Consider the following 16949-nt stretch of genomic DNA (forward strand, 5'->3'; position numbering starts at 1 on the left):
AATGGCGATGTTCTCCACGAGCGGAACGCGCATCATGGGAATTGCTGCAGCAGTTCCTTTTCCGTCAGAAAAAAATTCTGATTACGGAAAAATTTCAGAACAGGAACGGAATATGCTTGTGAAAACCACTGGTATTCACCAAAGACACATTGCCCCGCCCGGAATTACCACATCGGATCTTTGCAAAGCTGCGGCAGAAAAAATTATTTCAGAATTGAACTGGAATAAAGACGGGATCGATCTTCTTGTTTTTGTTTCCCAGTCGCCCGACCATTTTCTTCCGGCATCATCTGTCATTCTACAGAATAAACTGGGGCTGAGTAAAACTACTGCCGCATTCGACATCAATCTCGGCTGCAGCGGATATGTTTACGGACTTTCCGTAGTTTCTTCCATGATGGCAACCGGCGGATTCAGAAAAGCATTGCTGCTCGCCGGCGATATTTCCACGCACGCGATCACACCCGAAGACAAAAGTACCTGGCCGCTTTTCGGTGATGCAGGAACGGCAACTGCAATTGAATTTGATCTGCAGAAAAAAATATTTTTTAATTTACAAAGCGACGGAAGCGGATATGAAGCGATCATCATTCCCGATGGAGGATTGCGGAATCCGATCAGCGAAAAAACGTATGTGAAGGAAGAAAAAGAAAAAGGAATTATGCGTCACCGCAGAAATCTATGGCTGAACGGGCTCGATGTTTTTAATTTTTCTGTGCGCGAAGCTCCGCCGAATATTTCTGCCGTAGTTGAATTTGCAGGAATGAAAACCGATGATGTTGATTTTTTCATTCTTCACCAGGCCAACCGGTTGATGAATGAAACCATCCGCAAAAAACTTAAAATTCCTATTGAGAAAGTTCCCTATTCACTTGACGATTTCGGCAATACGAGTTCCGCTTCTATTCCACTGACGATTGCCACTCGACTCAAAGAAAATATTCGCTCTCCGAAAAAAATAGTGCTCAGCGGATTCGGCGTAGGACTTTCATGGGCATCCGCTTATCTCGAAACTGAAAAGATCATTTGCCCGGAAGTGATTTTTGTTTAACCGCGATTGAATATCTTAGTTGAATCATCATGACTACTCCTTTTCATCTCGACGGAAAAAAAATACTGGTCACCGGAGCTTCTTCCGGCATTGGCCGGCAAATCTGTATTTCCATTTCAAAGATGGGAGCAAGCGTGATCCTCAACGGAAGAAATGAAAAAGAACTGAATGAAACATTGAAATTACTCTCTGGAAAAGATCATCAGATTATTGCTGCTGATCTCACTTCTCCTGCGGATCGTGAAAAATTAGTGAATGGAATTTCTGCACTCGACGGATTCGTGCATTGCGCAGGAAGTGTTCAACCTTTTCCAGTGAAATTCATTGACCAGAAAAAAATTGACGAAACAATTAATCTGAATTATGAATCGACGGTCCTGCTGATGGCAGCATTGCTCCGCGCAAAAAAAATAAACAACAACGCTTCACTTGTTTTTCTTTCTTCCATTTCATCGCAACATCCGCACAAAGGCGGAGCGCTTTATGCCGGTACCAAAGCGGCAACAGAAGCATTCATGAAAGTGCTCGCACTCGAGTTGTACCCGCAGGGCGTGCGCGCGAATTGCATTTCTCCAGCTATGGTAAAAACCCCTTTGTATGCGTACGCGGAAAAAGATGCATCGAAAGAAACGATGGATGCTCATGTTGCAAAATATCCGCTCGGCGTGGGAATGCCTGATGATGTTGCCAACGCCGCCATCTATCTCCTTTCTCCTGCTTCACGATGGGTGACGGGAATAAATATTACTTTGGACGGAGGATTCCTCCTCGGCGTATGAAAATCAATTTACTTTCCATTGTCATTCCCGTTTACAACAGTGAAGAAACACTGAACGATCTTTTTTCGGAGATTGATAAAACACTTTCCGGAAAACAGAATTATGAATTGATATTAGTGGACGATGGCAGCCGTGACCACAGTTGGGAAAATATCCTGAAGCTGAAAGAAGCGAATGCAGAAAAAATAAAAGGGATCCGCCTTTCAAAAAATTTCGGCCAGCACAACGCCATCGTCTGCGGATTCAGCTTTGCTTCGGGTGATGCCGTGCTTACGATGGATGATGATCTGCAACATCCTCCTGCTGAAATTCCGAAACTCATTCAGCGTTTTGAAGAAACAAATTCAGACGTGGTCTATGGAATTTACGAATCGAAACAACACAGTTCCATGCGCAATGCGGGGAGTTCGTTCGTTCAGAAAAGCTCCAGGATCGCCGTGGGAAATTCAGGACTCGGAAGTTCTTTCCGGCTGATGAAAAAAAATATTGCAGAACAAATTCTCTCGCATCGCCACCAGGCACAACTTTTTATTGACGAAATTCTCCATTGGTACACCACGAAATTTTCTACCGTTGAAGTGGAACACCATCCGCGCAAAGCAGGAAAATCGGGGTACACGTTTCTGAAACTTACAACGATGTATTTCGATGTGGTCATCAATTATACTGCAGTTCCGCTGAAGATCATGACCTGGGTAGGATTATTTTCTTCCATCGTAACGTTTGTTCTCGGTGTGCGTTTCATTTATTTAAAACTCATGTTCGGTTCCAAGCCGGGATTCACCGCAACGATCGTCACTGTTCTTTTCGCAACGAGTTTGCTTATGTTCTGCATGGGAATCATCGGGCAATATCTCAACAAACTTTACCAGTTGCAGAACAGAAGGCCGGCGTGGTCAATCGATGAAGTAGCCTGAGAAAAAATAAATTTCAAATCCCAAATTTCAATTCTCATACCCCAGCGCCGCCAGCGTTTCCGAAAATTCCCCATTGAGCCACACAATTGTTTCCTTCTGCAATTTATTTTTATGATCGCCCGCGCGCACGTAACGCTTGTGCGCATGCACGTCTTCTTTTTCCTGCATAAAATCTTTTTCACTTACAATTTCTCCTTTTTCCACCGGCAGATCGGCAAATACAGAAAGTGAATCCTCGAATGACTGCGGATCGCTGATGAGCGTTTCATATTTCATGAACAACACATTTGGTTTGCCGATCCACGTGAGATAGGTGCGGAATCTTTTTTTGAAATCGGGCGTAATATATTTCACGTATTCATCAATGGAAAGTGACCCTGCTTTTTCTTTCAGCGCAAAAAAATCGGAGTTCAGCGCAGGATGAGAATATTTTGTACTGAAGTAATGTGACACCAACACATCACGCGGGTCACGCAACACAAGAAGAATTTTCACATCGCTGAAAACCGGAATGCTGAACGGGAAACGGAATGCCACATGAAAAATTCCATTCACCGAAAACACCCGTGCGCGCAGATCTTCATCCGCAAGAAAACTTTCGCGGCGCTGCAATCCGGTTTTTGCAAAATAAGAACTGAGATCAGCCACCCGGTAATTATTTTTCCTGAAAAAAGGAGCGAGCCGCTGTGAAAGCAAAGAAGACGCCGCTTTATGCACCGTAAAAAAAATAAAAGAAGGACGGTTGCTCTGCGTGTGCAGTTTCCCTCTCAGAAGATCCTGCTCCACTTTGAAAAAAAACAAACGGAGTAAAAATCCTTTCAGTTGCAATTTTATTTTAATGAAGAAGACAGGCATCGGGTTCAAATATCGGGAATACCGGCTTAGGATAAATTCTTTTGCAGCAAAGACATTTTAATTTTCTATGTGGTCATCGCTGCCATTGGTCAATTGTATTGTTTAAGAGGCTGTTTAAATTTCATCCTTCTGTTTTGTTATGCACCATTTTTGTCCATCCTTCGTTGCATTTCTTGGCCGTAGTCGCTCCACTATGGCCTGCAAAATGCGCCTCGGCTGAACAAAAATGGCGCATAACAATTCCAAAAAATGAATTTTAAACAGCCTCTAACTTACTTCACCTAAAATACCAATACCGCAATAACCACTAACCAATAACCAACCCGTACCTTAGTCCCATGATCATCGATGGATTCGGAATTCGTTTGGTTCGCCTCACACACGACGACATTGAACTGGTGCGCATTCACCGCAATTCGGAAAACATAAAACGTTTCATGGAATACCAGGAAGAGATCACAGTGAAAATGCAGGAAAAATGGTTCGCCTCCATTGACAACGAATTCAATAATTATTTCATCATCGAATTCAAAGAAGAAAAATGCGGGCTCATTTACGGTGCGCAGATCGACTGGGAAAAAAAAGAAACCGGCAACGGCGGGATTTTTATCTGGAATGAAAAATACATGGAAACTCCTGTCCCGCTCGCGGCTTCACTCGTGCTCACTGATCTTTCTTTCCTTACGGGATTTGAAAGAACATTCGTGAAAATTGTCCGCGACAATTATCCGGCCATTGCCTTCAACCGCAATCTCGGTTATGAAATTCTTCGCGGACAGGAAAATGAAAAGAACCAGCGTTATGTACTGGAGAAAAGTAATTATGAAAAAAAATCGGCGCGCTTCCGCGAATCATTCGTGAAAATGTACGGCGATGTTTTTCTTGGAACATTGAATGATCCGCATCATCCTTCCTCTGAAAAAATTATTGCAATTTACGACTCTCTTCCTGCGGAAAGCAGGCGGCGGCTTCAATTGAAAATCGGATGAAAGCTATTTGGGAAAAAGATTCAGGAGTGGAAATAAAACCGTGGTATTCCTATCACGGTGGAAAATATTCCGGTGCACTTCCCTCTTTTTTCGATGAAACCGGTTGGGCCTGGCTCGAAGAAGGAAGAAAAAATTACGCAGCGATCCGCCAGGAAATTGAAATCCTGATGATGCAGAAAACAAATTCGCTGGAACCTTATTTCAATAAAGGGCTCGTGAATGAAGGCGGAAAATGGGAAGTGGTGAAATTTTTTTTCTGGGGACAACGCGTATCTGAAAACTGCACGGCATGCCCGCAACTGAACCGGTTTCTTTCGGGAATACCCGGTTTGCTCACTGCAGGACTCAGCCACCTCGCTCCGCACACGCGCATTCACCCGCACCTGGGCGACACGAACACGGTGGCGCGCTGTCACCTCGGTTTGAAAATTCCGGCGCAACTTCCGCAATGCGGATTGAAAGTGAAAGAGGAATCGCGATCGTGGAAAGAAGGAGAATGGATCATTTTCTGCGATGCCTACGAACACACCGCGTGGAATGAAACTGACGAAGCACGATTCATTCTCATTATCGATGTGTTGTTGCCGCGATTTCTGGATAAACGAAATGACGTTGCTGCGAATGTACTTTCACTTTTAAAATTGCAGGAACTTGAAGGAAGAAAAAAATGGGTGCGTAAATTGCCGGGGAAGATCCGCGGAATGATACGGCGTTATTACAAATCGAAATTGAAATGAATCCGGATAAAATTATTTTTCTTCACATTCCGAAAACGGCGGGCACCACCCTGCACACCGTGATGGCGCGGAATTATCCGAAAAAAAATATACTCACGATCAATGCCATCCGCTGGCCGGAAAAATTGGAAACACTCGAAGGAAGAAAAAAAGAATCGGTGAAAATTCTTACCGGCCATGTTCCATTCGGCGCACACGAATTCATCGACGGAAAAAATTACGAGTACTTCACTTTATTGCGCGAACCCATTGACCGCACCATTTCGCATTACTACCAGGTACTGCGTACACCGCAACATCATTTTGCAAAACAAATGGCGGAAAAAAAATATTCGCTGAAGCAACTCATGGACAGCGGCGACCTGCTTTACGTCGATAATTTACAAACGAGAATGATCAGCGGTGATTTGCGGATTCCCTATGGAAGTGTAAATGAAAACACATTGCAGAAAGCGCTCGACAATATTGAAAAACATTTTTCCGTGGTGGGACTCCAGAATAAATTTGATGAAACGCTTTTGCTGATCGCGGAACATTACCACTGGAAATTTCCCTGGTATCGCCGGCAACAAATTTCAAAGAATCGAGTGCGCGTGGCCGATCTCGATAAAACAACGCTCGATTCGGTGATCGAATACAACCGCATCGATCAGAAATTATTCGAGATCATCAATCAGAAAATGGAAGCGACGCTGCGTGAAGAAGGAAATGATTTTAAAGAGCGCGTTGAAAAATTCCGCAGGAGAAATCTGCGCTTCACCAAACTCATCAATGCGATTCCGTTTTTTCCGAAGGTAAGAGGGGAGTGAAAATTGTTGATTTTAGATTGTTGATTTTGGATTTTCGGTTTACTGTTTGTGACCTGCGACTTTGCCGTTTACTGTACGAACTACGAAATGGACGAAGTACGAACAAACGAATTGTACGAAGGCCTCACAATGCGTGGCGAACGCATAATCAGCCCTTCCGAAGCCCTCGCGATAGCTTTTGTTTATTTTTCTTTTCCATCAATGAATTCTACCCTTAATATTTTCCAACGCTTTTATTCATCGGTTTTCTTTTCACTGCTTCCTGCTTCTACTCCTCTTCCGGAAAATTCACTCTCCTTATCATCCGGTTCAAATAACGCTGCTGCTCAGTTCCATCGACAGGATATTTTCTGCGCTTATGACTGAGTTGAGAAAGATCGAGTTTGAACAGGGTCGGGTAATGAAATGTAGGATTCATCAGCCATTTAAAATGACGTTTGAAAAACGGAAGTGAAGCGCCGGGAAAATTTTCAATTTTAAAATGCGGGTATAATTCTTTCAGAACAGTTTTCAGTTCTTTCCTGTTGTGGCGATACTGAGCGTCATTGCCCCATTCCTTTACCAGTTCCATTCCTATATGAAAGGTGAGATGTTTCTTCGTGAATAGCCGGAAATTTTCTGCGAACGCATACAAATTGTGAATGAGTACCGTGTCGTGGTAAGGAACACCGACCGCAATATTTTCAAGAACAAATTTATCAAGCAGTGATCTTTTAAAAACAAACGTGTCATAACCGGTATGCATTTCTCCTGCTTCGGCGTACATCATTTCGAGTTGATCGGGCGAAGAAAATTTTTTCGGAATTCTCCGGCGGTTGATCACGAAAGCATCGAGTCCCTTTTCCGCCATCGCATTGCAGAAAAAATAAAATCCCGGCATGAGGCAAATATCGATGTTCGTGTAAATGATATAATCACTTTGCGAATGTTCTTTCGCGCGTGCAAGAATTTCTCCAAGCAATGGAAGTTTTCTTCCGCTCACGCCCAGATCGGGAAGTGATCGCAGCAAATTCGGGAGAACGTGGAATTCTGCCGGAATATTTTTTTCTTCTCTCGCGTACGTCACCGCGCACAACTCAACTTTTACTTTTTCCCCGATTTCCTTTTTCGCGCGCAGTATGGATGCGAACGTGATCGGCTGCATGAGCGCGTGCTCACTACCCGCAGGTGCAGTGAAGGGATTAATGAGGTGAGTGAAGGTGGGCATTGTTCTGTAAAGATAATTTTTACAACTGAGAATTATTCCCGCATCCGGGAAAACTCCCGGTAGAACGGATAGTTCCGATTTTCCTGTGCAATTTCTTCATTTAACCGCGAAGGCGCAAAGAAATTTTCATGCAACAAGTTCCCGGCCAATAATAACTAACTCCATTCTTCCATTCTCCATTCTATTCGTATTTTCACACCATGCCCCGCACGGCAAAACAATATTTCCGCTGGATAAAAGTGAAGCTCGGCCTTTTCGATGAAGGCGCTTTCCGTTTGGCTATCGATGAGATCAGGAAAGACGACACGTTCATTGTTTCGTTTCCTAAATCGGGCAACACGTGGATGCGTTTTCTCATTGCGAATCTCATCAGCGGTGAAAAAGAGATCAGTTTCCGGAATATCGATTCCATTGTTCCTGATATTTATTCGGCGAATGAAAAAGTGAATTCACTTTCGTCTCCCCGCTTCATCAAATCGCACGACGCTTACTTCGATCTTTTTCCGAAATGCATTTACATGGTGCGCGATTACCGCGATGTTTTCGTTTCTTTTTTTCATTACCACAAAGCGCTCGGCGAATTCAAAGGAGAAATTTTAGATTACTTAAACGCGATCGATTCACTTCATCCATTCGGAAAATGGAATGAGCATGTGGAAAAAGCATTGGCATTCTCAGAAAAAAATCCGAAAAAAATTCTCCTTGTGAAATATGAAGATTTGCTCGCTGACACAAAAAATGAAATGGAAAGAATTATTTCATTCGCGGCCATAAAACCCAAACGCACGGTTGCGGAAGCGATCGCTACGAGTGAATTTTCTGCACTGAAAGAAAAAGAAGAAAAATCCGGCAGTGAATTCCGCGATAGAAGCGGAAAATATTTTTTTCGTGAAGGGAAAAGCGGCGGGTGGAAATGTTTTCTTCCAGAAGCTGAAGCAAAAACAATTACCGATTCATTTCCCGCACTATGGAAAAAACTCGGCTACTGAAAAATCGGTAGTGTACCAATTTGAAAATTCTGACACTTCTTTGTGACTTTGTGGCCTTGAATATATTCTCCATTTGAAAAATCACTTTGTTGTCCACGAAATAACCGAGGCCACGATGGCTCCAGGTTTCACAAAGAAAATTTTGTTGAAACCCAAACTGAGTCACTACCGATTTTTCAATCAATCCTCCGGCTTATTGAAATTCACTTCCAACAAATAATGTTCCGGTTCTTTTCCTTTCACCACCTCGGTCAGTTTTAAATTCATCTTTTTATTTCCGTAATGCCAGTAAGCTTCGTACCTCGGAAAATCGCACCACCAGCAATTCGTATTCACATCTTTTCTTCCGAAAGGAGAAGGATTCGTAATCACAGAATCCGGCTTACCGTAATTTTTTTCTGCTTCGGCCTCCAACTCTTTCGCCCGCGGAATCAGCACATCGTCATCGGGCCCCGCGTAAAGTGTGCCCGCATATAGCGCATAACTGAACTGATCGAGCTGCTCATTTTTAAAAACAAAATTCCAGTTTCCCTCGCGGTTCTTAAGTGAATCGGTAAATGAATAAATCATTTTTCCGGGAATTATTTCTTTTTCGATATCATCCTTAAGCGCCGGTCTATTCACTTTCAATTCAGCAGAAGTATTTTCAACACAGTATTTTTTTTCAAGCTGCTTATTTTTTCCCTTCGCAGTAACTAAAAAAGTATAATTGGCGCTTGTTGGTTTTTCTTTGTGCGCATCATAATTCGCATTCATTTCCCGGTTTTCCCGTGGCAGATCGATCTTTTTTCCCTCGCGTGAAATTTCCATAGACACATCGTGATCACCTGTTTCCCATTCTGCATAAAAAATATCCGTTGTCCAGGCCGTATCTGGCGTCATGAAAGAATTGACGATCATCTTCGTGGGATTTCCGAAAAGAACAATATTCCTTTTACAAACAATCCGCGCCGATTTCAGAATATTCGAAAGTTCCGTGCTGTCTGCTTTTGGAAATTCAGGAGAAGGACCTGCGTGATTGCCGGATTGGAACTGAAAACTCCGAACGGTATCATTCTCCATTTGATAAATCGCAGTTCCGTGCACATTTGCGAGCGTGTCTTCTATTTCAAACCAGTGATTCAGAAATTCAGCATCGGGTTTTGCCTGCGGAAATTCATCGAGAAAATCTTTTTTTGTCATGCCCGGCTTTATCCTGTCCAGCTGTGCGCGCAAAGCAAAAGGAATAATGAACAATAAAAAGATGAATACTCTTATGCGAATTTTGATTTCCATTATGAAAGATAATGTATTTTTCGGGCAATTCAGATGGAAGAAAAAACAGGAAAAAAGATTTTTACTTTTCTCGCACTGGCTGCCGGTTGCGCGCTCCTGTATTTTCTCCTGCTTCGTTTTCATCTCGAATCTTCCAGCCCTCTTCCTTCATTGCTGCTTCTTCTTTTTCCTGTTGCTCTGATCAACTTCTGGTTGCCGGTGAATGCGCGCATGTATTTCCTGTGCGCGGCATCGTGCGCAGGCGCGTATTTCATTCTCGATTTTTCGAACGCAACGGCGCTCATCCTGCTCCTGTTCTTATTTTCTGCATTTGTTTCTTCGTCCGCATCGCCGGGAATCAAGATCACATTGTCATTGATCTTCATTGCCGGGCTTTGCGTTTTACGAATAGGAATAATCCGCACACCGCTGGTTCCTTTCATTATTCCTGTTGCCGGATCTTTTCTCATGTTCCGCTTACTGGTGATGCTTTATGAAATGAAATTCACCAAACCTGAAAATTCGTTTGTAAAGAATTTCGCTTACCTCTTCCTGCTGCCGAATCTTGCTTTCCCGCTTTTCCCGATCATCGATTACAAAACTTTTATCCGCAGCAACACGAACAATGAAATAGTGATCAGGAAAGGAATGTCGAGAATGCTGCTCGGTGTGATCCAACTGCTCATTTACCGTTACGTTCACAACGTGGTTACGCCGCCGCTTTCCGTGGTACACAATGCCGATCTCGCTTTGCTTTACGTGCTCAGCAGTTATCTCGCCATTCTTCACATGCTCGGCATGATGTGGATCGCGGTAGGTTATCTCGGCATTCTCGGGTTCGATCTTCCTCCCATTTTCAATAATGTTTTTCTTGTAAACAGCCCCGCCGATATCTGGAGAAGAATAAATATTTACTGGAGAGAATATGTGATGAAACTTTTTTATTACCCGGTTTATTTCCGCCTGAGAAAAAAAATAAAAAAACCGGTTCTTATTTCTTCGCTTGTGGTTTTTCTCATCACAGGAATTCTTCATGGCTGGCAATGGTTCTGGCTGCAGGGAACGGTGAAGATCCAGAACACCGGGATCATTTACTGGACCGTTCTGGGAATTTTTATTTCCATCGGGCTCGCAGTCCAGGACCGGAAAAATTCTGCGGCGCATAAAAAAATAAATCCGTTGGTGAATGTGCTGCGGATAACCGGCATGTATCTTTTTATGAGTTTACTCTGGTCATTATGGAACAGCGCCACGCTGCCCGATTGGCTTTATCTTCTTCAGCAATTCGGCCACGCCGGAAATGGAAAAATAATTTTACCTGTAGCGCTAATCATCCTGGCAGGAATTGTCATTTCGTATGTGAATACAAAATTTCCATTGGTTTCTGAAAAACTTTTTTCTCCAATGGAAAAATGGCCGGTAACACTGATCGCCGCAGGAATTCTTCTCGCAATTACTTTCAAATCTCCACCACGTTATCCCTTTTATATTCCGGGAATAAATTTCGCAGAAGACATTCGCCGCGACCAGATGAATCTCGATGAACGCGAAAATGCTACTGAAAATTATTACGATAAAATGCTGGCGTCCGATGGAAGCGGCCGTCGTCCGTGGGAAATGACATTGGAAGCGCCAACTCCCAAATCGGGATTTGAATCTTCGTGTTCGCGCAGGCACGACATGCTCATGCGCGAGATCATTCCGAATCATATCACCGATCTTGGAACGTGGAAAATAACTTCGAATCGCTGGGGAATGCGGGATAAAGATTATTCGCCGGAGAAACCCGCCAATACTTACCGCATTGCAATTCTCGGCGCATCGTATGAAATGGGAAGCGGTGTCCGGCAAAAAAATGTGTTCGAAACTGTACTGGAGAAAATGCTGAATGATTCTTTCCAAACAATGAATTATGAAGTATTGAATTTTGCGGTAGGCGGTTATCATCCTCCCCAGCAGGTTTGGGTAATGGAAAATAAAGTGAAACAATTTTCTCCCGATCTCATCCTGTATTTTGTTCACCCGGAAGATCGCTCGCGGAATGATGATTATATGGCGAATCTTGTTCACAGCGGGTACGATCTCATTTATCCCGAGTTGAACGAGGTGAGAAATAAAGCAGGCGCGCGCCAGTCAATGGGAAGTGCGGAACTTAAAAACCGTTTTGAACCGTTCGACGATGAAATTTCGGAATGGTCGCTGAAAGAAATTTCATCTGATGCAAAAAAAATGAATGCACGTCTTCTGGTCGTTTATCTCCCGTCAATGCTCTCCGATGAAGAATCTGAATCTGATTTCTACATGAAGTTCGCAACTGATCCTGCACAATGGGGCGCGCCTCCACGCTACTCATTCATGTCCCTCCATGGCATTTTCTCCGATGATCTCCAGCGCTGGAAACTTGTTGATGATCCTACGCATCCGAATGCAGCGGCTCATCAGCTCATTGCGGAAAAACTTTTTTCAGAACTTTATCCTATCTTTCGGGTGAACGAAATACATTAAGACATGAGCAACGAAAACGAAATCAGGAATGTGATCCGCACCTTCATTACGGAAAATGTTTTCCAGGGAAATGACAAGGGCGAACTCAAAGACGATACAAAACTCATCAGTTCACGATTGATGGATTCCATCGTCGCATTGAAACTCGTAAGCCATCTCGAGGAACATTTTAAAATTGAATTCGAAGCGCACGAAGTGGACCAGGATAACCTGGATACCATTTCGCAAATGACAAAATTCGTTCAATCGAAAATGAAGTGAGCTATCCTTCGCTGAAAGAACGTATCCGCCTTTCCGCAGTAAAATTTCCGGAACATACCGCCCTGTCCGAACCTGCTCTCTATAATTCCTCGGGGAGAACTATTTCCTATAACGATCTTTCGCTCGCTGCAGAGTCATTCGCAACTTTTCTGGCCACCCATAGCATTGGACCGGGCAAAAGAGTGGCGATGATCATTCCCAAATCGATAGACGCGGTGGTTACTATGATCGCCTGTTTGTATTCCAACACAACCTGCATTCCCATTGACCCTGAATTGCCCGCCGAAAGAATAAAATTACTCCTGCGTGATGCAGATCCGCACGCGCTCGTTGCACACCCGGACTATTTCCCGGCGGAAACTCCCTGCCGGCAACAATTCATGTCGTCGGGAAAAATTAGCAGCGTGAATGCGTCCGTCACTTTTCTTCCTGCCGGGGATCATTCACCGGAAGATAATATTGCAGCCATCCTTTATACTTCCGGTTCAACCGGCCTTCCGAAAGGAGTTTGCCTTTCCGATGAAAATATTTCTTCATTCGTTCAATGGGGGCTGGAAACTTTCAATGTGAATGAACACGATCATTTTTCTTCCATCGCACCGCTTCACTTCGATCTTTCCACTTTCGATATCTGGACCGCATTATCAGCCGGTGGAAGAATTTCGCTCTTCGATCACCGCATCATCAAAAATGCGAAAATGCTTTCTTTACTGCTTGCGCAGGAACGGATCACCGTTACTTATGCAACGCCGAGTTTATTGGGAACGCTTGTGAATTTCGGCGATCTGCAGCGTAATGATCATTCGAAAATGCGTCTCGTACTTTTTGCCGGAGAAATTTTTCCGGTTAAAATTCTTCACCAGTTGATGAACACCTGGAACCGCGCGAAATTTTTCAACCTCTACGGGCCAACGGAAACCAACGTCTGTTCTCATTTTGAAATTCCGCGCCCTGTCGATACGAAAAGAACAGAACCCTGGCCTATTGGAAAAATATGCAATCAACTCGATCATAAAATTTCAGAAGAAATGGAATTGCTCATCTCCGGCCCCAATGTAGCGAAGGGTTACTGGAAGAGAAATGATCTCAGTGAAACGGTTTTTGTGAACATCGACGGAAAAATATATTATCACACCGGAGATCGTGTTGAAAAAGATGCCGCTGGAAATTTCGTTTTTACGGGGCGCCTCGACCGCATGATCAAGCGCCGCGGTTACCGCGTAGAGCCGGGCGAAATAGAGAATATTATCTGTTCGATGAATAGTGTGATCGAATGTGCAGTGAAAGGAGAACCCGGTAATGACGGAATGAATATCCTCGCCGCTTACATCGTGACAGAGAATGAAAAAAAATCTTCTTTCATGGAGGTGAAACAATTCTGCGCACAACAACTTCCCGCCTATATGATCCCCGATAAAATCGTTTTCATGAACACACTTCCGAAAACGAGTAGCGGAAAAATTGATTATGGGCATCTCTAAAAACACAGAAATGCAAGGCGGGCAAGTCCGAAAAACCGGAATTTACTATTCGTAAATGAGGATTTTGAGGACGTAGCCCAACGCTGCAGTTCGAAGTTATTAGAGATGCCCTTATAAAAATATCGGTTGAAGATGATATCCCTAAAAAAAGTGCGTTGGTCACTGCTTCTCCCGAATTTATTCGGGAGAAGCAGTCTTGCGGGCCGGATTTTTTTATTTCGGAAGTACAGGATACAAAACTTCCAGGTGAAAAACCGGCGGGCCCGATTGGCCCCCTCCTGTTTCTGACAACCGCACCACGACAGAAGTATCGCTCAGCATCCACTTCGCTTCGTAATCCACACGCGAATAATAAAGGTGAATATCGTGTTCCGGATATTTATCGGGCAACGTGGTAACGTTATCCGGTTTACCGAAAGATTTTTTTCCTTCCCTGGTCAATGTCTTTGCGCGTTTCAGCAGCACTTCATACGCCTCTTCCGTTTTGTGTTTATACATTTCTCCATCATAAACATCGAGTGTGAATGCCGATAATTTTCCATTGGTAAAACTGAATTTCCAATTCCCGTAATTTGTGTTGAGCGAATCATTCATCACCCAGTTGTCAGTAAAATCTTTGACCTGCGACGCTTGTTTCGGATGATCTTTTTTGAATTTATTTTTTGGAGAGCCAATACCGAATTTTTCGCCAAGCAATTTTCCTTTTCCTTCGGCCCGCACTACTAATTTGTAATAGCAACAATTTGCACAGTGGCCTTTCCAGGTAGTATTCGGTCCGTTTACTTCCTCTCGCACATTGGCAAGAATAGGGCGCTCTACCGAAACGGTAAGATGATCGCCCGATCCTTCCCATCGCCCGTAAAAAAGATATTGCTTGTTCTCTTCTTTTCCACCCTGGCTCGCTTTCCCGTACATGCGCGTGTACATGATTCCGAGTTCATTTGCTTTTTTCACCAGCAAATTCGCATTGAGAGTGTCTTTATTTTCAGGAACAATGCATGGGCCCAGAACATCGTGACTATTGAATTGATACGAACGAAGTGTGTCGCGCGTGATGACCCACGTTGCTTTTCCCGGAATTCCGTTAATGCTGTCGTCGCCATAAACCCAGGATGTCATTCCCACAAAATCAGATCGCATGGCCGGAAAATATTTACGCGTTTCTTCCAGCGACATTCCCGGCCGCAGGTGATTGAGCTGGGCAGGAAGCAATAATGGCACTAAAAATAAAATGCTGAAAGAAAATTTTTTCATTGGGGAATCCGATAGTTAAATTTACGCTAATTTCTCAGAACGACTATCTTCACATTAGAAAAGCAGGGTGGTTTAATGGTACGATTTTCTTTATGTCTTAGAGGCTGACTATTCAGTGAGAAGGAAAACAAAGTTGAATAAACGCAGACCATGAATTTTGAACTGGGCGAAAACGAAAAAGCGATAAAGAAGAATGCTTCTGATCTCGCGCTGCTGCTCATAAAAGCACAACGCTCCCGTCCTGATCGCAAGTATCAGATTTCTGACCACAGGATTTTTTCGAAGTATGATCTTGCCGGTGCGGTGATCCCGAAAACTTCCGGCGGACCCGGATTTTCTGCAATGGAAACCGCTTTATCACTTGAAGGGCTTGCGTTTGCAAAATGCGATCCCGGATTTATTTTTTCTCTTGGCGCGCACTTGCTCGCGTGCGTGATGCCGCTGGTGAAAAATATTTCTGCTGAACTTCAGAAAAAATTATTTCCGCAAATTATTTCCGGCGAATTATTGCTTGCTAATGGAATGACGGAGGAGCGCTCCGGCAGCGATCCGTTCAATATGAAAACAACTGCGAAGAAAACGGAGAACGGATACCTGCTTCATGGCCAAAAACATTTCATCACCAATTCTCCCATCGCCGGCGGATTCATTATTTACGCACTCACCGATGAAGAAAAAGGATTCTTCGGCGGCGTTTCCTGTTTTTATATTCCTGCTCATTCGGAAAATCTGCATGTCGATCGTCTCGACCTCGATGGCGCTTATGCGAATACAAATATGGGAACTGTTTTTCTCGAAGATGTTTTTGTTCCACAAGAAAATCTCATTGGTAAAAAAGGTGCCGGCGCTATGATCTTTCATCAATCCATGAACTGGGAACGCGCCTGTTTTGCATTGATGCATTGCGGAACGATGGATATGATCTGCACACATGCAGTAGAGAATGCAAAACGCAAAGAAACCAAACAGGGAAAACTTTCAGAGCTACAAGCCGTACAGTTTCATATTGCGGATATGCACGTGCATGCTGAAGTTGCGCGCATGCTCGCCTACAAAGCGTTGAGTGAAATTGATAAAGGAAAAGATGCGACAGTTGCTGCGGCAAGAGCGAAAATTTTAAGCAGTGAAGCACTTGATGTTGTTGCGCGAACCGCCATTCGCCTCGACGGAGCAGCGGGATTGCACGACTCGAATGAAAATATTTATCGCGCTTTAGCAGGTGCACAGGCGGCAACAATTTATTCCGGGGCGAATGATGTGCTAAGGGAATTAATCGCGGGGAGATTGTAAATTCAGGATTTGCAGGCCTGCCGCAGAGGGGAAATTTGAGATTTTAAACGACCACCTGCAAAGCAGGTGGATTTCATAAACCAGTGGACTCAAAGAGTCCAAAATCTTTATTCTGTTTCTCTTCTTTTCGTTCTTCCTCTTCCTGATATTTTACGTAGCGACGAATCACATCCTCGTTCAATCCATGATTTCCCCAGTATGGTTTCTTCTTAAGCGCAGGATAACTCTTGAAGAGCTTTATTGCAAGTTTGCCTTTTAAAGTTCCCATCAATTCAGAAATGGACACTTTGGGAGGAACGGATACCATCAAATGAACATGATCAAGCTGAACATTCAGTTCTTCAACATCACAGTTTTTCCATTCACAAATCATTCGAATATCACGATCAACAAGTTCTTTTATCGCACCTGCCAAAACTTTGAATCTGTACTTTGGAACCCACACGATATGGTAATCACACTTGTAAACCACGTGAGATTGCTTCCGGTATTTGCTCATGCCCTAAATTTACGGCAAAGCCAACAGAACATTACCACCTGCAAAGCAGGTGGGTTTCCGAGTTAAACTAAA

At 43.7% G+C, this 16949-nt stretch carries 16 protein-coding genes; 11 read left to right on the top strand and 5 right to left on the bottom strand.

The window, feature by feature from the left end; genetic code table 11:
• The first annotated feature begins 1 nt into the window (after nt 1).
• Genes HY064_00435 through HY064_00445 form a run of 3 tightly spaced genes read left to right on the top strand, consistent with a single transcriptional unit; the run spans nt 2 to nt 2747 of the window.
• Entirely contained in the window at nt 2-1051 is a 1050-nt protein-coding gene (locus tag HY064_00435; GenBank protein MBI3509100.1) for a ketoacyl-ACP synthase III, read from the top strand.
• Between the two features lie 29 nt (nt 1052-1080).
• Nucleotides 1081-1830: an SDR family oxidoreductase gene (locus tag HY064_00440; GenBank protein MBI3509101.1), complete on the top strand. Its 750-nt coding sequence runs from the start codon at nt 1081-1083 to the stop codon at nt 1828-1830.
• Entirely contained in the window at nt 1827-2747 is a 921-nt protein-coding gene (locus tag HY064_00445; protein MBI3509102.1) for a glycosyltransferase family 2 protein, read from the top strand. Before HY064_00440 ends, HY064_00445 begins: the two co-directional genes overlap by 4 nt.
• Before the next feature lie 27 nt (nt 2748-2774).
• On the opposite strand, the gene HY064_00450 is transcribed toward HY064_00445, so the two are convergent.
• Entirely contained in the window at nt 2775-3602 is an 828-nt protein-coding gene (locus HY064_00450; protein ID MBI3509103.1) for a sulfotransferase domain-containing protein, read from the bottom strand.
• Between the two features lie 338 nt (nt 3603-3940).
• On the opposite strand from HY064_00450, the gene HY064_00455 reads away from it, so the two are divergent.
• Genes HY064_00455 through HY064_00465 form a run of 3 tightly spaced genes read left to right on the top strand, consistent with a single transcriptional unit; the run spans nt 3941 to nt 6137 of the window.
• Nucleotides 3941-4591, top strand: coding sequence for a GNAT family N-acetyltransferase (locus HY064_00455; protein ID MBI3509104.1), 651 nt, complete (start codon nt 3941-3943; stop codon nt 4589-4591).
• Nucleotides 4588-5328: an aspartyl/asparaginyl beta-hydroxylase domain-containing protein gene (locus HY064_00460; GenBank protein ID MBI3509105.1), complete on the top strand. Its 741-nt coding sequence runs from the start codon at nt 4588-4590 to the stop codon at nt 5326-5328. The genes HY064_00455 and HY064_00460 overlap by 4 nt, the downstream gene beginning before the upstream one ends.
• Nucleotides 5325-6137 carry a sulfotransferase family 2 domain-containing protein gene (locus tag HY064_00465; protein MBI3509106.1) on the top strand — a complete coding sequence of 271 codons (813 nt, stop codon included), beginning with the start codon at nt 5325-5327 and terminating at the stop codon, nt 6135-6137. The genes HY064_00460 and HY064_00465 overlap by 4 nt, the downstream gene beginning before the upstream one ends.
• Nucleotides 6138-6405: 268 nt before the next feature.
• Here the strand turns inward: HY064_00465 and HY064_00470 are convergent, their stop codons facing one another.
• Nucleotides 6406-7344, bottom strand: coding sequence for a hypothetical protein (locus tag HY064_00470; protein ID MBI3509107.1), 939 nt, complete (start codon nt 7342-7344; stop codon nt 6406-6408).
• Nucleotides 7345-7544: 200 nt separating this feature from the next.
• Between HY064_00470 and HY064_00475 the strand changes: the two genes are divergently transcribed.
• The gene (locus HY064_00475; protein MBI3509108.1) at nt 7545-8333 is read left to right on the top strand and encodes a sulfotransferase domain-containing protein; all 789 of its coding nucleotides are present in this window, start codon (nt 7545-7547) and stop codon (nt 8331-8333) included.
• 180 nt (nt 8334-8513) lie between these two features.
• On the opposite strand, the gene HY064_00480 is transcribed toward HY064_00475, so the two are convergent.
• Nucleotides 8514-9608 carry a hypothetical protein gene (locus HY064_00480; GenBank protein ID MBI3509109.1) on the bottom strand — a complete coding sequence of 365 codons (1095 nt, stop codon included), beginning with the start codon at nt 9606-9608 and terminating at the stop codon, nt 8514-8516.
• Nucleotides 9609-9641: 33 nt separating this feature from the next.
• On the opposite strand from HY064_00480, the gene HY064_00485 reads away from it, so the two are divergent.
• From HY064_00485 to HY064_00495, 3 genes are read left to right on the top strand one after another with little or no spacing between them, the layout of a single operon-like run.
• Complete coding sequence (locus HY064_00485) at nt 9642-12092, top strand: hypothetical protein (GenBank protein ID MBI3509110.1); 2451 nt, start codon at nt 9642-9644, stop codon at nt 12090-12092.
• A 3-nt stretch (nt 12093-12095) separates the two neighbouring features.
• Nucleotides 12096-12353, top strand: coding sequence for an acyl carrier protein (locus HY064_00490; protein ID MBI3509111.1), 258 nt, complete (start codon nt 12096-12098; stop codon nt 12351-12353).
• A complete protein-coding gene (locus HY064_00495; protein MBI3509112.1) occupies nt 12350-13834 on the top strand; it encodes an amino acid adenylation domain-containing protein in 1485 nt (494 codons plus the stop codon). Before HY064_00490 ends, HY064_00495 begins: the two co-directional genes overlap by 4 nt.
• A gap of 213 nt (nt 13835-14047) precedes the next feature.
• Here the strand turns inward: HY064_00495 and HY064_00500 are convergent, their stop codons facing one another.
• Complete coding sequence (locus tag HY064_00500; protein MBI3509113.1) at nt 14048-15088, bottom strand: hypothetical protein; 1041 nt, start codon at nt 15086-15088, stop codon at nt 14048-14050.
• A 150-nt stretch (nt 15089-15238) separates the two neighbouring features.
• Here HY064_00500 and HY064_00505 point away from each other — a divergent pair, with 150 nt between their 5' ends.
• Entirely contained in the window at nt 15239-16378 is a 1140-nt protein-coding gene (locus HY064_00505; protein ID MBI3509114.1) for an acyl-CoA/acyl-ACP dehydrogenase, read from the top strand.
• A 73-nt stretch (nt 16379-16451) separates the two neighbouring features.
• Here HY064_00505 and tnpA read toward each other — a convergent pair whose 3' ends face one another.
• The gene (gene tnpA / locus HY064_00510) at nt 16452-16877 is read right to left on the bottom strand and encodes an IS200/IS605 family transposase (GenBank protein ID MBI3509115.1); all 426 of its coding nucleotides are present in this window, start codon (nt 16875-16877) and stop codon (nt 16452-16454) included.
• Nucleotides 16878-16949 lie beyond the last annotated feature (72 nt).

The sequence above is a fragment of the Bacteroidota bacterium genome, assembly GCA_016194975.1.
Classification (GTDB): domain Bacteria; phylum Bacteroidota; class Bacteroidia; order Palsa-965; family Palsa-965.

What these genes read in the sequence shown, in the direction of transcription:
- HY064_00440 (MBI3509101.1), top strand. Translation starts at nt 1,081, where the DNA reads ATGACTACTCCTTTTCATCTCGACGGAAAAAAAATACTGGTCACCGGA.
- HY064_00470 (MBI3509107.1), bottom strand. Translation starts at nt 7,344, where the DNA reads ATGCCCACCTTCACTCACCTCATTAATCCCTTCACTGCACCTGCGGGT.
- HY064_00500 (MBI3509113.1), bottom strand. Translation starts at nt 15,088, where the DNA reads ATGAAAAAATTTTCTTTCAGCATTTTATTTTTAGTGCCATTATTGCTT.
- HY064_00505 (MBI3509114.1), top strand. Translation starts at nt 15,239, where the DNA reads ATGAATTTTGAACTGGGCGAAAACGAAAAAGCGATAAAGAAGAATGCT.
- HY064_00455 (MBI3509104.1), top strand. Translation starts at nt 3,941, where the DNA reads ATGATCATCGATGGATTCGGAATTCGTTTGGTTCGCCTCACACACGAC.
- HY064_00450 (MBI3509103.1), bottom strand. Translation starts at nt 3,602, where the DNA reads ATGCCTGTCTTCTTCATTAAAATAAAATTGCAACTGAAAGGATTTTTA.
- HY064_00490 (MBI3509111.1), top strand. Translation starts at nt 12,096, where the DNA reads ATGAGCAACGAAAACGAAATCAGGAATGTGATCCGCACCTTCATTACG.
- HY064_00465 (MBI3509106.1), top strand. Translation starts at nt 5,325, where the DNA reads ATGAATCCGGATAAAATTATTTTTCTTCACATTCCGAAAACGGCGGGC.
- HY064_00485 (MBI3509110.1), top strand. Translation starts at nt 9,642, where the DNA reads ATGGAAGAAAAAACAGGAAAAAAGATTTTTACTTTTCTCGCACTGGCT.
- tnpA (MBI3509115.1), bottom strand. Translation starts at nt 16,877, where the DNA reads ATGAGCAAATACCGGAAGCAATCTCACGTGGTTTACAAGTGTGATTAC.
- HY064_00480 (MBI3509109.1), bottom strand. Translation starts at nt 9,608, where the DNA reads ATGGAAATCAAAATTCGCATAAGAGTATTCATCTTTTTATTGTTCATT.
- HY064_00475 (MBI3509108.1), top strand. Translation starts at nt 7,545, where the DNA reads ATGCCCCGCACGGCAAAACAATATTTCCGCTGGATAAAAGTGAAGCTC.
- HY064_00435 (MBI3509100.1), top strand. Translation starts at nt 2, where the DNA reads ATGGCGATGTTCTCCACGAGCGGAACGCGCATCATGGGAATTGCTGCA.
- HY064_00460 (MBI3509105.1), top strand. Translation starts at nt 4,588, where the DNA reads ATGAAAGCTATTTGGGAAAAAGATTCAGGAGTGGAAATAAAACCGTGG.
- HY064_00445 (MBI3509102.1), top strand. Translation starts at nt 1,827, where the DNA reads ATGAAAATCAATTTACTTTCCATTGTCATTCCCGTTTACAACAGTGAA.